This window comes from Actinocorallia aurea, from assembly GCF_054783995.1.
The window spans coordinates 52,630-67,819 of the sequence record NZ_BAAGPQ010000018.1 but is presented as its reverse complement, the minus strand read 5'-3'; the positions used below and the strand labels follow the sequence as shown (position 1 = coordinate 67,819).

Genomic DNA, 15,190 nt, shown 5'->3' with positions numbered 1-15,190 from the left:
CAAGCGGAACCTGCGGCCCAGACCGGGACCGGCGGCCCTCATGCCTCGCCTCCCGCCCGTGCGCCCGCGAGTCCCGCCGTGTCCATGTAGTCCCGGACGTGGACCAGCAGCCCGTCGCGCACGCGCAGGACGAGCAGCCCCGGGACCTCCACGGTCTCGCCCGTCGGCAGTGCGCCCGTGACCACCTGCTCGGCGACGACCACCTCGGGGTCGGCCGCCGGGTGCAGGCCGGTCCGGCGGATCTCCCGGATGCGCAGCGGACTCGCGCCCCACACCGCGCGGTACAGCGCCCGGACGGCCTCGCGCCCTTCGAGCCGGGGCGGGAACGGCACCGAGAACGGGAACTCGTGCACCGCGTCCACCGCGTAGAGGTCGGCCAGCGCGTCCGCCGACTTGTCGAGCATCGCCTGGTAGTAGCGCTCCAGCACGTCCACGGCCCCGGTCATGAACCCTCCTTCGCTCAACACTTGTTGAGTGAGATTACGCCGCGGGCGAGCCGCCGGTCAACGCTTGTAGAGTGAGCGGGTGGCGACCACCGCGGGCCCCGGGCCCGTCTCACGTGCCGAGCGCCGCCGCGCCACCGAGGCCCGCATCCTGGACCGGGCGCGCGGCCTGTTCGCCGAGCACGGCTACCAGCGCGCCACGGTGCGTGCCATCGCCGCCGCGGCAGGGGTCGACCCGTCGCTGGTCATCCAGTACTTCGGGTCCAAGCGCGAGCTGTTCACCCGGGCCGTCCAGGCCCCGCCGGCCGCGCAGGGCGCGGGAGATCCCGAGGCCGTCACCGAGGAACTGCTCACCAGCCTCGGCCTGAAGCTGGGCGGTCTGCCCGAGGGGGCCGCCGCGACGCTCCGGTCGATGCTCACCGACCCCGGCGCCGCCGACCAGGCCCGCGCCGCCCTGCATCGGCAGATCGCCGGCCTGGCCGCGGCCCTGCCCCGCGACGACGACGCGGAACTGCGCGCGGCCCTGCTCACGATGGCCCTCGTCGGCATCACCATCGGGCACCGGTTCCTGGGGCTGCCGGTGCTGCGTGAAGCGTCCGAGGACCGGATCGCCGAGGCCCTGCGGCCCGCGCTGGAGGCGCTCACCCGTCCCGGAGCCCCCTGAGCGGCCGGTCGCGGTCAGAGGCGAGGAGGGTCGGGGAAGAACGGATCGTGGTGCGGGGGGTCCAGCGGGGGAGGGTCCTGGACGGCGACGATGCGCGGGTAGGTGCCGACCACCAGGAGGTGGACGCACATCAGGAACAGGTTGTAGGCGACGTGGACGGCGATCGCGACGGGCAGCCCGTGCGCGAAGGTGATGACGAAGAGGGCGACGCCGAGGTACCACGACCAGACGAAGCCGAAGCAGCCCTGGTAGGCGTGGCCGTTGCGGAACCTGGCGTTGCTGGACAGCAGCGCGGCCCCGACCGTCCACGAGGAGCCGGTGAGGATCTCGTGGGCCTGGTGCCAGGTGGCGAAGTCGGCCACCGGGATGAGGACGTCCCGGAAGAGCCACTGCACCGGGTGCGCGTCGGCGAAGCCGAGCACCACGAAGTCGAGGAAGGCGGCGCCCGCGATGGCGGCGAAGAACAGCAGCCAGCGGTTGAAGACCTCCTCGAACGCGCTGTGCGCCAGGACCCGGCCCGGTGTCAGCACGAGGACCCTGTCGTCCGGCGGCATCCGCGCGAGCCGCCGCTGGAGCGGGATCGACCCCGGTATGCCCAGCAGGGACAGCGCGATCCCGGCCAGCAGGATAGGCCACGCCGACTCCACCGCGGCGCCGAACGCGGCCACCGGATCCTCGGGGACGGTCCAGAAGGCCGTCAGCGTGAACGGGATGACGTCGGGCGCCAGCCACTCCAGCAGGAGCACCAGGACGGCCGCGCCGCCGAAGCCCAGCGGCATCAGCGAGCACCCGATCGTGACGGCGAAGGCCTGCGCACCTGTCCGAGCTGCCATCCGGCGGCCCCTTCCCGTACGTGTACGGATCGGGCAAGGTCATCCTCCGGCCCCGCCCGTCTCCGGTCAACGGCGAGGGGGCGCCCGCACCCGGCCGGAGGCGGTCACGCGGGCCGGGACCACCGGTCGTTTCCGCATGTCATGGGCACTCGGCTAGGGACGTCACGGATGCGAACGCGGCGCCCAGGGCAGCACCCTGGTCCGGGCACGCCCACCCCCGGGTCTTCGGACGTCTGCCCGGGCGGGCGGAGACGGAAGGGGACGGACGGGCATGGTCGAGTTGGATTACGCGTGGCACCTACGGGAGGTCATGGCCGACCGCGGCATGCACTCCACGACGGAACTGCGCCCCCTGCTGGCCGAACGCGGGGTCGAGCTGTCGCCCAGCCAGGTGTACCGCCTGGTCGTGGACAAGCCCGAGCGGCTGAGCCTGCGCACCCTGATGGCCCTGCTGCACGTCCTCGGGTGCGCCATGGACGACCTGATCGAGCCGCTCCCGGCCCGGAACGTCCGCCGCGCCCGCGAGTGACGCCCGCCGGATGCCCAGTGCACCGGGCATCCCCGGTCGCCTTCTGCGGCCCGTCCCTAGGGACACCGACCCGGTCCTTCCCTGATGCGACGGGAGCACCCGCACGGCCACAGTGAGCGGTGACCGGCGGGACGTTCGCCGGCGGGACGAACGGAGGGGCCATGCCGGTCAAGGAGATGACGCGCAAGCGGCAGGTCGGCAGAAGGCGCGTCCAGGCGGTGTCCGGCGGCGGGACCGGGCTGCCGCTGCGCGGCCGGGAGGCCGAGGCGGCGCTGCTGGCCGAGCGGCTCACCGCCCTCGCCCAGGGGCGGGGCGGGGTCGTCGTGGTCGAGGGCCCGCCCGGCGCGGGCAGGACGCGGCTGCTCACCGAGGTCCAGGCGCTCGCCGACGCGGCGGGGCTGCCCTGCCTGCGCGGATCGGCCGCGCTCGGCAGGCTTCCCGTGCCGTTCGGCCCGCTGCTGGAGGCCCTGTGCTCGGGCCCGGCCCCGCTCCTGGACGCCTCGGCGCCCCGCGACGTGCCCGCGGACGAGTTGCGGTCCTGGACGCTGCGGGAGGTCCGCGCCCGGCTCGCGCGCGGCGCGGCGCGGGGGCCCCTGGCGATCTGCCTCGACGACGTGCAGTGGTGCGATCCCGCCACGCGGGCCGCTTTGCCCGCGCTCCTCGCCGACCTGGCCGACGCGCCGATCCTGTGGATCCTGTCGGCGCACCCCGGCGGCTGCCCGGCGACGGGCGGGCACCGGATCGTCCTTGGGCCGCTGGCCGACGCGGCGGTCGCGGCGCTGGCCGGCGACGTGCTCCGGGCCGAGCCGGGCCCCGCGGTGCTGCGCGCGGCGGGACGGGCCCAGGGTGCGCCGCGCCTGATCGTCGAACTGCTCGCGGGCCTCGCGGAGGAGGGCCGGATCACCGTGCGGGACGGGGTCGCCGCGACCGGCGGGGACGCGGTCCCGCGCAGGCTCCGCGTCCTCGTCCGCGGCCGCCTCGACCAGATGTCGGCGTCGGCCCGCCAGTGCCTCCAGGTGGTCGCGGTGCTCGACCGGCCCGTGACCGTCGCGGAGCTGGCCGGGCTCACCGGGGTGCCCGCAGAGGAGGCCGCGGCGGTCGCCGGCGAGGCGGTCGGCGCGGGGTTCCTCGTCGGGGCGGGCGGCCTGCTCGGCTTCCGGCACGACCTCGTCCGGCAGGCGATCGCCGCGACTCTGCCCGCCGCGCTGCGCCGGTGCCTGCGGCGGCAGGCCGTGGACGTCAGGCTGGCGCACGGCGGCCGGGCCGTCGACGTCGCCGGGGAGCTGGCCGAGACCGCGGCGCGCGGCGACCACCGGGCCGTGGCGCTGCTGCGCGAGGCCGCGGCGGATCTCGCCGCGACCGAGCCCGCGCGGGCGGCGGCGTTGAGCCGCAGGGCGTGGGAGCTGGCCCCGCAGGACGGAACGGACACGGCCGAGATCATCGCCGAGACCGTCGAGCTGCTTTGGCGCGACGGGCAGTACGCCGAGGCGAGGGCCAAGGCCGAGGACGCGCTCGGGGGCTTCCTCGCGCCCGAGGCCGAAGCCCGCCTGCGGTGGGTGATGGCACGCCTGGTGGGCCACGCCTCCTCCGCCGAGGCGGTCCGCCAGTGCCGGCTCGGGCTCGGGCTGCCGGGCGTCCCCGCAGAGCTGCGCGCCCGCCTCGTGGCCGCCGAGGCGCTGCACCTGTCCCGGGCCGGGGACGCCGCCCGGTCCATCGCCGCGGCGGGCCGGGTCGCGCAGGACGCCGATGACACCGCCGGGGCGACGGCGCTCGCCGCTCGCGCCAGAGCCGAGCTCTCCCGGCTGAACCCGGGCCGCGCCCTCGCGTTCCAGGACGAGGCCGAAGCCCGTGTCGCCCGCGCGCGCACGCCCCGGGCCCTTGAGGACTGCGGACGGGCCTTCACCCTCACCGCCTCCGGACGGATCGAGGAGGCCCTGCGGGAGGCCGACGGAGGCGTCCGCGCGGCCCGCGAGGCGGGGCACCGCGCCGCCGAGGCCCTGTGGTCGATGAGCCGGGCTCGGGTCCTGCTGGACGCGGGCCGGCTCGACACCGCGCGCGCCGAGGCCGACGCGGCCCTCGCCGCCGCCGGGGACCTGGGCTCGGGCGACTTCGCCGACACCACCGCCCGGTACGCGCTCGACAGGGCCGCGGTCCACGCGGGAGACGAGGAGGGCGTCCGCCGCTGCGCCGCCGACGGCGCGCGGATGGCGGCCGCCGAGGCCCCCGCGGTCCGCCGCACCGGCGCCTGGCTCGCCGCCCTCGCCGCCGACGCCGCGGGCGACACCGCGCGCGTGGCCGAGCTGATCCAGCGCGCATGGGAGGGCTGCGGCGCCCCCGGCATGACACCCGATCCCGCCGATCTCGTCGTGCTGACCCGCCTCGCGCTGCGCGCCGGGCTGCCCGGTCTCGCCGCCGAGGCCGCCGCCCGGGCCGCGGACCTCGACGCCGAGATCCCCTTCCTGCGCGGTGTCGCCGATCACGCGCGGGGCCTCCTCACCGACGATCCCGACCTGCTCCGGCGCGCCGCCGCGCTGCTCGGCGACGCCGAACGCCCCCTCGTCCGGGCCTCGGCCGCCGAAGACGCGGGCCGCGTCCTCGGCGCGCAGGGCGACCCCGGCGCGCGGGAGCTGCTGGACACCGCGCTCGACCTCTACGAGGAGTGCGGGGCGGGCCGGGACGCCGCCCGCGTGCGCCGCCGCCTGCGCGCGCTGGGCGTCCGCCGGGCCGCGCGGGACACCGCGGACGAGACCCGCTGGGGCCTCACCCCCGCCGAACTCAAGGTGGCTCTCCTCGTCGCGCAGGGGGCCACCAACCGGCAGGTGGCCGAGCGGCTCTTCCTCTCGCCGCACACCGTCGGCTCGCACCTCCGCCACATCTTCACCAAGTGGAACATCACCTCGCGCGTCGACCTGGCCCGCCACGTCCTGGGGCACGAGGCCGCGTGAAAGCTCATCCCTTCACGCGATGCCGGCTTCCGCTCCCGAGGCCACCATGGTTCCTGCGGGCGCGGTCCCCCCGCGGCACCGGGGAACCCCGCGCGAGGACCGCGCCCCGGTCGAGGAACGCGTGCCCCGAGGCAACGGCGCCCGGGGCGCGCGGACCGGGTCGGCGTCTCCCGACCGGCAGCGTGAGGGCGGCGACGAGCACCGCCACTTGAAGAGGCCCGCCTCCCACCGGACGTCCCGTGGAAGACGCCATGCGGGCCTGCGACGAGCAGAGAGCGCACGACGACGGACGCCCCGCTGGGTGACGCCCGTGGACATCATCGCGTGAGGATCCCTTCCCGGTAGACGAGCACGCGCCCCACCCCGAAGCCGCGCACGCCGGGCACCGCGCGGAGCCGCCGCAGGCCGCCTGCCGGGCCGGCGAACGCGCATGGGACGGTCGCGGCCAGTCGAGCACCGCCCGCGACATGCGCCGATCCCCGACACCCGCACCCTCAAGGCGACCTCCCGTCCCGCCGCCGACCTGAGCGGGGCCGCGCCGCCTTCTGCCCCGTGGCGGCGGCCCGCACCTTCTCCGAACCGCTCCATCGTCGGCATGACGCCCGCGCGGACACGCGCCAGGCTCCTGGGCGGCCTTCCGCTCCAGCAGGCGGAGATCCTCAATGGGCTGCTCCCGCCCGCTCGATCGTCGACGACCTCTGATCCGCTCTGCCGCCCCGTCTTCTCACATGCTGATCTTCCGACGCGCTGAGCTGCGGGACCGCCTTCGGGCGGTTCGCGGCGGTGCCGGGTGGTTCGCGGCGGAACGCATGAACTTTGAGCGCAGGGTCGCTGAGCTGGGGGTTCGGATGAGATATTGCATTGGATGAAAGCGGTCACGGTGTGATCGACGACGGGTGAAGTGGCGGGGGATCTGCGATGTCCGGTGCGGGGCGGTCGGGGGAGCTGCTGGGGCGGGCGGTCGAATGCGAGGCGCTGGACGTCCTGCTGGCGGACGTCCGCGGCGGTGAGAGCCGGGTCCTGGTGCTGCGCGGCGAGGCAGGCGTCGGCAAGTCGGCGCTGCTCGACCATCTCGTCGCCCGGGCGGAGGGCTGCCGGGTCGTCACGGCCACCGGCGTCCAGTCCGAGATGGAGCTGGCCTTCTCCGCCGTCCACCAGCTCTGCGTGTCGATGCTCGGCCTCCTCGACACCCTGCCGGAGCCGCAGCACGACGCGCTCGGCACCGCGTTCGGGATGCGTTCCGGGCCCGCGCCCGATCCGTTCCTCATCAGCCTCGCCGTGCTCAACCTGCTGGCCGCCGCGGCCGAGGAGCGCCCCCTCGTCTGCGTGATCGACGACGCCCAGTGGCTCGACCGGGCCTCGGCGCAGGTCCTGATGTTCGTCGCCCGCCGCCTCATGGCCGAGAGCGTCGCCTGCGTCTTCGCCGTCCGCGAGTCCGGCGACGACCACGCGCTGCCCGGCCTGCCCGTGCTGGAGGTCGGCGGGCTCAAGGACGCCGAGGCCCGCGCGCTCGTGCGCCGGGTGGTCCCCGGACCGCTGGACGAGGAGGTCCGCGACAGGATCGTCTTCGAGTCGCGCGGCAACCCCCTCGCCCTGCTGGAGCTGCCGAAAGCCGCGCCCGCGGGCGGGTTCGTGGCCGCCTCGACCGGCCGGTCCCTGTCCGGCCGCCTGGAGGACGGGTTCCAGCGGCGGCTGATGGACCTGCCCGCCGACACCCGCAAGACGCTGCTGCTGGCCGCCGCCGAGCCGCTCGGCGACCCGATCCTGCTGTGGCGCGCCGCGGCGGTGCTCGGCGTCGACACCGCGGCCGTCGACGCGGCCGACGAGCTCATCGACTTCGGCGACCGGGTGCGGTTCCGCCACCCCCTCGTCCGCTCCGCGGTCTACAACGCGGCGGCTCCGATGGAGCGCCGGGAGGCGCACCGGGCGCTGGCGGAGGCGACCGACGCCGGGACCGACCCCGACCGGCGGGCCTGGCACCGGGCGCAGAGCGCCGCGCACCCCGACGAGGACATCGCCGCGGAGCTGGAGCGCTCGGCCGGGCGCGCCATGTCCCGTGGCGGGCTGGTCGCCGCCGCGGCGTTCCGCGAGCGGGCGGTGGGGCTCACCCCCGATCCGGGCGACCGCGCCGACCGCGCGCTGGACGCGGCCCGGGCCAAGCTCATGGCCGGCGCCCCGGAGCCCGCACTGGCCCTGCTGGCGGCGGCCGAGGCAGGCCCTCCGGACCCGCTGCGCCGCGCCAAGGTCGACATCCTGCGCGCCGAGATCGCCATGACGTCCAACCGGGGCAGCTCGGCCTCGGCGATCCTGCTGAAGGCCGCCGAGCAACTGGAGGCGCTCGACGTCGAGCCGGCCCGCGACGCCTACCTCCAGGCGCTGCTCGCGGCGATCGGCGTCCTGCCCGCGTGGCCGGACATCGCCGCCGTCGCCGAGGCAGCTCACGCCGCGCCCCCCGCGCGCGGGGAACCCCGCGCGACGGACCTGATCCTCGACGGGCTCTCCCTGGTGTACGCCAAGGGCGTGGAGGCCGCCGGACCCGCGCTGCGCAGCGGCATGGCGGTCCTCATGGGCGACGGCACCGGCACCGGTGAGCGGCTCAGGTGGGCCTGGCCGATCAACTTCTTCGCCATGGCGCTGTGGGACTCCGAGCGGTGCCACGACCTGCCGGAGTACTACCTGCGGCTGGTCCGCGGCGCGGGCGCGTTCGCGCTGCTGCCGCTCATCCTCAGCATCACCACGATGCAGCGCCTGTTCGAGGGCGACCTCGCCGACGCCGAGGCGCTGAACGAGGAGGCGAAGGCGCTCGCGATCGCCGCCGACGTGTGGACCACCTCGGGCGCCATGGTGCAGACCGGAGGGGACCTCGGCCTCGCCGCGTGGCGGGGCGACGAGATCGAGACCGAGCGCATCGCGGAGGCCATCGCCAAGGAGAGCGCGGTCCGCGGCGGGGGCCGGACGCTGGACATCTGCCGCTGGGTGCGCTCCGTCCTCTACAACGGCCTCGGCCGGTACGACGAGGCGCTGGAGTCCGTGCTCCCCACCCTGCACGAACGGGCGCCCGGCGGCAGCGGGGTCCTCTGGGCGCCGCTGGAGGTCATCGAGGCCGCCGTGCGCACCGGCCGCACCGAACTGGCGGCCGAGGTGCTGGAGCGGTTCGCCGGCGCCGCGCGGGCGGGCGACGCGGACTGGGGACTCGGCCTTGAGGCGCGCTGCCGGGCGCTGCTTGCCGAGGGCGACGAGGCCGACCGGCTCTACCGCGAGGCGGTCGAGCGGCTGGGCCGTACCGGGATGCGGCCCGACCTCGCCCGCGCGCACCTGCTGTACGGCGAGTGGCTGCGCCGCGAGCGCCGCCGGATCGAGGCGCGCGACCAGCTCCGCACCGCCTTCGAGATGTTCACCGAGATCGGCATGCGGGCCTTCGCGGCGCGGACCGAGCGCGAGCTGCTCGCCACCGGCGAGACGGCCCGCAAGCGCGACGCCGAGACGACCGCCGAGCTCACCCCGCAGGAGTCCCAGATCGCGCGCCTCGCCCGCACCGGCCTGACCAACAAGGAGATCGCCGCGCGCCTGTACGTCAGCCCGCGCACGGTCGAGTACCACCTGCGCAAGGTGTTCGCGAAGCTCGGTGTCACCTCCCGCCACCAGCTCGCCGACGTGCCCTGACGGGTCCGCGGGCACCGGCCGACAGGGGACAGGGCCCTTCCCGCACGCTGTGACGCGCGGCACAATGAGCGGCCCCCGGCCCTGCGACGGTAGAGGTGACATGGCACTGCGGGCTCTGTTCGCGACGGGTGTGATGGTCCTGTCGGCCCTGTGGACGTCCGCGCCCGCGGACGCGGCTGTGTCCGCGCCTGCGGAGGCCGACGGCGGCTGGACGCTGCCGAGGCTGACCGTCGAGAACCGTGTCATCAAGGACGTGACGGGACGGACCGTGCTGCTGCGCGGCGTCAACGTCAACCAGTTGAACGACTACGCGGCCAACGGCCAGGACCTGCCCACGGTCGCGCCGCTCGACCGGACGGACTTCGCGGGCATCGCCGCGCTGGGCTTCGACGTGGTGCGGCTGAACCTCGCCTGGTCGGCGCTGGAGCCTACCCCGGGCGCGTTCGACCAGGCCTATGTGGCCCGGATCAGGCAGGCCGTCGCCGACGCCGCCGACCACGGCCTCTACACCGTGCTCGACATGCATCAGGACGCCTGGGGCAAGACGGTCGGGACGCCGCAGGGCGAGACGTGCCCGTCCGGGACCACCCGGGGCATCGGCTGGGACGGGGCCCCGCAGTGGGCGACCCGCACCGACGGCTGGTCGACGTGCACGGTGCTCGTCCGGGAGGTGTCACCGGCCGTCGCCAGGGCGTTCCAGCACTTCTGGAACGACACCGACGGCGTCCAGACCCATCTCGTGCGCACCTGGGGCAGGCTGGCCGCCGAGTTCCGCGACGACCCGGCCGTCGCGGGCTACGACCTCATGAACGAGCCGAACCCGGGCCTGCGCACCCCGGTCGCCGCGGCCCGCCAGATCGGCGCCTACTACCGGCGCACCATCGACGAGATCCGCGCCGCCGAAGCGGGCGGCTTCCCCCACCTGGTCATCTTCGAGCCGTCCGTCGTCTGGTCGGGCTTCGGCCTGGACGCGCTGCCTCCCCGCGCGTCCGTCGCCGACCCGCTAGCGGTGTTCTCCCCGCACCTGTACGCCGAGTCCATCACCGTCGCGCCGTCCTTCCCGTCGATCGAGACGGGCTTCGCCCTCGCCGACCTCTCGGCCGCGTTCCTCGGCGCGGCCCTCTGGACGGGCGAGTGGGGCTGGTTCGGCGACCCGGCGACGGAGGCCCCGAAGGTCGAGCGCTTCATGACCGCCCTGGACTCCCGCCACATCGGGGGCGCCTGGTGGTCGTGGAAGCAGGCCTGCGGCGATCCCCACGCCGTCCGCGACGGCAACACCCACCGCCCACAGAACAACCTCTTCCGCATCGACTGCCCCTCCGGCGCCCCCCTGGGCGTCGCCCCCGACCGCGCCGCCTCCCTGGCGCGCGCCTACGCCCGCGCCCTCCCCGGCACCGCCCTGAAGACCACCCCCACCGAGCTCTCCGGCCTCCACAAGACCGGCTCCTGCCTCCTGGAGGCCTGGTACCCGGCCCGTCCCGAGATCACCGCCGCCGAGAACATCACCGACCTCCACCTCACCGAGATCGAAGGCGGCTACCGTCTCACCGCCTGCGCCACCGAGAGATACACGCTGAAGATCGCTTGAGTTCCCGGAGGCGTGCGGCCGGGGCACGGGCGGCCGCACGCCTCCGGAGTCCGGAAGCGCTACTCGACGAGGTGGTCGGCGCTGGGGTCGACGTCGCGCATGAGGGCGGCGATCTCGGCGGGGACCGGGGGGATCGCCTCGTGTTCGATCTTGCCGGGGCCCGCCCACACCAGGTTCACGCGCAGTGACGGGTCGAGTGCCGGATGATCGGCGCGGTTGTGGCAGCCGCGGGTCTCGCGGCGCTCCAGGGCGGCCTCCAAGGTGGCGCGGGCGGCCAAGGCGGTGCCCTTGAGGTCGAAGGCGTGCGCGAGGTCCTGGTAGCCGGCGATGTCGGGGTGGACGCCGAGGGAGCCGAACCGGTCCTCGACGGCGTCGAGTTCGGCGAGGCCCTTCAGCAGGCCGGTCTCGTCGCGGACGACGCCCGCGTGCTCGGTCATGATGTCGCGGATCCCGCGCTGGAGGACCCGGACGTTCTCCCGCCCGTCGCTGGCCAGGAGCTCGTCGACCTCGCGCCGCGCCTCCTCGACCGCCCACGCCGACCGCTGCTGCGCCGGCAGGGAGGCCGAGTACTCGGCCGCCGCCTGACCCGTGATCCGCCCGTACACGAGCAGTTCGATGAGGGAGTTGCCGCCCAGCCGGTTCGCGCCGTGCAGGCCGCTGGCCGCCTCACCGATCGCGTAGAGGCCCTCGACACCCGTGCCGTGGTCCTCCGGACGGACCCAGACGCCGCCCATCGAGTAGTGCGCGGTCGGCGCGATCTCGATCGGCTTCTCGGTGATGTCGAGCATCTGCAGCTCCAGCAGCGTCTGGTGGACGCGCGGCAGCCGCTCCATGATCGTCTCGCGGGGCAGGTGGGACACGTCGAGCCAGACCCCGCCCTTCGCCGTCCCGCGCCCCTCCCGGATCTCGGTGAAGGCGGCCAGCGCCACCCGGTCCCGCGTGGACAGCTCCATGCGCTCGGGGTCGTACCGCCGCATGAACCGCTCGCCCCGGGCGTTGAGCAGGTGCCCGCCCTCGCCGCGCGCGGCCTCCGAGACGAGCGTGCCCGCCGCCTCCTCCGGCTCGATCAGCCCGGACGGGTGGAACTGGACGAGTTCGGCGTCGCGGACGCGGGCCCCGGCGAGGACGGCGAGCCGGAACGTGTCGCCGGTGTTCTCGTCCCGCCGTGAGGAGGTCCGCCGCCAGATCCGGGTGTGCCCGCCGGTCGCGAGGATCACCGCGTCGGCGTGGATGACGTAGCGGGTGCCGTCGTTCAGGTCGAAGCCGTACGCGCCGAACACGACGTCGTCGCGCACGAGCAGCCGGGTGATGTAGACGGTGTCGAGGATCGGGACGGCGAGTTCGGTGGCCCGGTGGATCAGGGTCCGCTGGATCTCCAGACCGGTGTAGTCGCCGCTGAACGCGGTGCGCCGCCAGGTGTGCGCGCCGAAGAACCGCTGCGAGAGCCGTCCGTCGGCCTCGCGCGCGAACGGCATCCCGTATCGGACGAGGTCGTCGATGCCGCGCGCGGCGTTCTCGGTGACGATCCGCACGACGTCGGGATGGGCCAGCAGGTAGCTCTCCTTGATCGTGTCGGCCGCGTGCTGAAGCCAGCTGTCCTCAGGGTCCATCGTGCCGAGCGCCGCGTTGATGCCGCCCGCGGCGAGCGTCGTGTGCGCGTCGGTTCTGGGCCGTTTGCCGACGGCGAGCACGCCGATGCCGCGCTCGGCCAGCTCGATCGACGCGCGCAGGCCCGCGCCGCCGGTGCCGATCACCAGGACGGGGGTGGACAGCCGCCGCTCGGAAACGTTCATGGTCTCTCTCCTTCGGTCAGGGGGTTTCAGCGCGGAAGCCGGAGCCAGCTCTCGAACCGGGTCGGGGCGATGCGGGCGCGTGCGGCGTCGGGGATGAGGCCCCGGCCGCGCGCCGCCGCGCCCAGGTAGGTGGCGTACGGGTCGGTGACGACGAGCCGGGGATCGTCGCGCGCGTTCAGCGCCCGGGCGACGAGCTGGTCGAGCCGGAACCGCTCGGGCCCGGCCACCTCGACGGGCTCGTCCAGCGGGTCGCCTTCGACGGTCCGGCACAGCTCCGCCGCGACGTCGTCGGCCGCCACCGGCTGGCACGGCACGGGCGCGACCCGCACGGTGCGGCCCTCGGTGGCGGCGTCGGCGACGTCCGGCGCGGACTCGAAGAACTGGGTGGCCCGCACGATCGAGTGCGGCACGGCACTGCGGCGGACGAGGTCCTCCTGCGCCACCTTGGCCCGGAACCAGCCGCCGCCGGGCAGCCGCCCGACGCCGACCATCGACAGGGCGACGTGGTGGCCCACCCCCGCGGCCTCCTCCGCCGCGAGGACGTTCCGCGTGGAGGCGCTGAGGAGGTCCAGCACCTCGTCGTCCTCGGTGCAGGGGAAGCCGATGACGTCGACGACGACGCGCGCCCCCGCGAGCGCGTCGGGCAGCCCCTTCCCGGTGATCGGGTCCACGCCGGGCCCGGGGGAGACGGTCACCGTCTCGTGCCCGTGCGCGCGCAGCCGGTCCACCACCTTGGCGCCGATGATCCCGGTGCCCCCGATGACCGCGACCCTCATGCGTCCCGCCCTTCGCCGCGCGCGGACGGAGGCGCCGACGCGGCCGACCAGGCCAGCTCGGCCAGCTCGGACTCCTCGACCAGCGTGAGCATCGGCCGGCCCGGCGCGCACAGCATGGTGACCAGGAAGCGCAGCGGGACGTCCTCGCGGTTGTTGCCGTCCTGGAAGTGGATGACGGGGCCGCCGGGCTCCCAGAACGCCTCCCCCGCCTTGACGACGCGGACCGGCTCCCCTTGCAGTTCGAGCCGCATCTCGCCTTCCAGCACGTACCCGAAGGCAGGTCCCGGGTGGCGGTGCGGGGGCGTCCCGGGGTCGCCGGGCGGGTACTCGATGAGCACCGTCATCACGTCGGGCGCGTCGGGGACTGCGGGGGGTCGTGCCTCCTGGAGCACGGTCAGCGCCGTCTTCCAGGCTTCCGACCGCGGTCGGGCGTTCGGTTCGGTCATGGTGGGTTCCCTTCGGAGAGATGCGGCGGGATGCGGCGGATCAGGACGTGGTGCGCTCTGGGGTGCGTTCGGCCTCGGAGACGAACGCGGCGCGCGGATGCTGGACCGAGGCAAGCGAGACGATGTCGCGGCCGAACAAGGCGGCCGTCAGCCAGACGACGGCGACGCGGACCTTGCGCTCCCAGGTAGGGATCGCCAGGACGTGGTAGCCGCGGTGCATGAGCCAGGCGAGCAGGCCCCGGATCAGGAGACGCCGGTACTGGAAGACGCCCCGGCCGAGGCCCAGCGTCGCGATCGCGCCGAGGCTGCGGTGCAGGTAGGGCCGGGTCTGGAGGCCGCGCAGGTGGGCGACGAGGTTGTCGGCGAGCAGCCTGCCCTGCCGGACCGCGTGCTGGGCGTTGGGCACGGTGCTCGCCCCCGGGCGGGCGAGGTCGGGGATCGCGGCGTCGTCCCCGGCGGCCCAGGCGTCGGGCACGGGCGCGAGGCCGGTGCCCACGCGCAGGTCGGCCCGCACGGTGAGCAGCCCGCGCGAGTCGATCGGCAGATCGGTGTGCCGGTGCACGAGCGGGGTCGCGGCGTTGCCCGCCGTCCAGACGATCAGCTCGGAGTCGAACTGCTCGCCCGTCGAAAGGACCACATGGCCGTCCTCCGCCGAGACGACCCGGGTGCCGAGGTGGACACACCCGCCCCGCCGCTCCAGCTCGCGCACCACCCATGCGCCGGGCCCGTCGGTCACCTCGGGCAGGATCCGGTCGCTCGCCTCGATGAGCCGGAAGCTCGGCTCGGTCGCGTCGAGTTCGGGGTAGCGCCGGACCAGTGACGCCGCCAGCGACAGCAGCTCGCCGAAGCCCTCGACGCCGGTGAAGCCGCCGCCCACGAACGTCACGGTGAGCAGCCGCTCCCGCAGGGGCGAGCCCTGCGGGAGCCGCGCGGCCTCGTCGAACGCGGTGAGCAGCCGGTCCCGGATCGCCACGGCCTCCTCGACGTGCTTGAGGCCGATCGCCTGCTCGGCGATCCCCGGCACGGGAAGGGTGCGCGTCACGGCGCCCGCGGTGACGACGACGACGTCATAGGACAGGTCGAACTCGGGGCCCAGCGCGGGACGCACGGAGACCGCCTTGCGCGCGTGGTCGATCGCGGTGACGCTCCCGGCGACCAGCGCGGTGCGGCGCAGATGGGCGCGGTGCGAGACCGCGGCGTGCCGGGCCTCGACCGAACCGGCGATCACCTCGGGCAGGAACGGCTGGTACGTCATGTAGGGCCGGGAGTCGACGAGGACGATCCGGGCCTCGTCCGGGCGCAGGCGCCGCTCCAGCCTGCGGGCCGCGGTGAACCCCGCGTAGCCGCCCCCCACCACCACGATCGTCTGCATTCCGCCCCCACATCCCGGTTCGTCTCGGAGTCACCCACTCAGACCGGTGGACCGGGCGGTTTGTGACCGATCAGCCTGAACGGGGCGGTTCGGTGTGTGGCGGCGATCACGGGACATGTCGTCCCTGGTAGAGGGTGT

The 15,190-nt window shown here is 75.0% G+C and carries 11 protein-coding genes; 5 read left to right on the top strand and 6 right to left on the bottom strand.

Annotated elements, in window-relative coordinates; translation table 11 throughout:
- Positions 1–38: 38 nt before the first annotated feature.
- Entirely contained in the window at positions 39–446 is a 408-nt protein-coding gene (locus ACYVOM_RS23070) for a nuclear transport factor 2 family protein (protein ID WP_460305546.1), read from the bottom strand.
- Between the two features lie 79 nt (positions 447–525).
- On the opposite strand from ACYVOM_RS23070, the gene ACYVOM_RS23065 reads away from it, so the two are divergent.
- Positions 526–1,107, top strand: a complete 582-nt coding sequence (locus ACYVOM_RS23065) for a TetR/AcrR family transcriptional regulator (protein WP_460305545.1) — start codon at positions 526–528, stop codon at positions 1,105–1,107.
- A 14-nt stretch (positions 1,108–1,121) separates the two neighbouring features.
- Here ACYVOM_RS23065 and ACYVOM_RS23060 read toward each other — a convergent pair whose 3' ends face one another.
- A complete protein-coding gene (locus ACYVOM_RS23060) occupies positions 1,122–1,940 on the bottom strand; it encodes a hypothetical protein (RefSeq protein WP_460305544.1) in 819 nt (272 codons plus the stop codon).
- A 271-nt stretch (positions 1,941–2,211) separates the two neighbouring features.
- On the opposite strand from ACYVOM_RS23060, the gene ACYVOM_RS23055 reads away from it, so the two are divergent.
- The 4 genes from ACYVOM_RS23055 (at position 2,212) to ACYVOM_RS23040 (ending at position 10,665) form a co-directional block, all read left to right on the top strand.
- A complete protein-coding gene (locus tag ACYVOM_RS23055; RefSeq protein WP_460305543.1) occupies positions 2,212–2,469 on the top strand; it encodes a helix-turn-helix domain-containing protein in 258 nt (85 codons plus the stop codon).
- Positions 2,470–2,630: 161 nt separating this feature from the next.
- Entirely contained in the window at positions 2,631–5,414 is a 2,784-nt protein-coding gene (locus tag ACYVOM_RS23050; protein WP_460305542.1) for a helix-turn-helix transcriptional regulator, read from the top strand.
- Between the two features lie 918 nt (positions 5,415–6,332).
- Entirely contained in the window at positions 6,333–9,077 is a 2,745-nt protein-coding gene (locus ACYVOM_RS23045; protein ID WP_460305541.1) for a helix-turn-helix transcriptional regulator, read from the top strand.
- 100 nt (positions 9,078–9,177) lie between these two features.
- Positions 9,178–10,665, top strand: coding sequence for a glycoside hydrolase family 5 protein (locus ACYVOM_RS23040; RefSeq protein WP_460305540.1), 1,488 nt, complete (start codon positions 9,178–9,180; stop codon positions 10,663–10,665).
- A 59-nt stretch (positions 10,666–10,724) separates the two neighbouring features.
- On the opposite strand, the gene ACYVOM_RS23035 is transcribed toward ACYVOM_RS23040, so the two are convergent.
- From ACYVOM_RS23035 to ACYVOM_RS23020, 4 genes are read right to left on the bottom strand one after another with little or no spacing between them, the layout of a single operon-like run.
- Entirely contained in the window at positions 10,725–12,458 is a 1,734-nt protein-coding gene (locus ACYVOM_RS23035; RefSeq protein ID WP_460305539.1) for an L-aspartate oxidase, read from the bottom strand.
- A 26-nt stretch (positions 12,459–12,484) separates the two neighbouring features.
- Complete coding sequence (locus ACYVOM_RS23030) at positions 12,485–13,234, bottom strand: SDR family oxidoreductase (protein ID WP_460305538.1); 750 nt, start codon at positions 13,232–13,234, stop codon at positions 12,485–12,487.
- Positions 13,231–13,680 (bottom strand): cupin domain-containing protein, encoded by a 450-nt coding sequence (locus ACYVOM_RS23025; RefSeq protein WP_460305537.1) that lies wholly within the window; start codon positions 13,678–13,680, stop codon positions 13,231–13,233. Before ACYVOM_RS23025 ends, ACYVOM_RS23030 begins: the two co-directional genes overlap by 4 nt.
- A gap of 40 nt (positions 13,681–13,720) precedes the next feature.
- Positions 13,721–15,052: an NAD(P)/FAD-dependent oxidoreductase gene (locus tag ACYVOM_RS23020; RefSeq protein ID WP_460305536.1), complete on the bottom strand. Its 1,332-nt coding sequence runs from the start codon at positions 15,050–15,052 to the stop codon at positions 13,721–13,723.
- Positions 15,053–15,190: the final 138 nt, after the last annotated feature.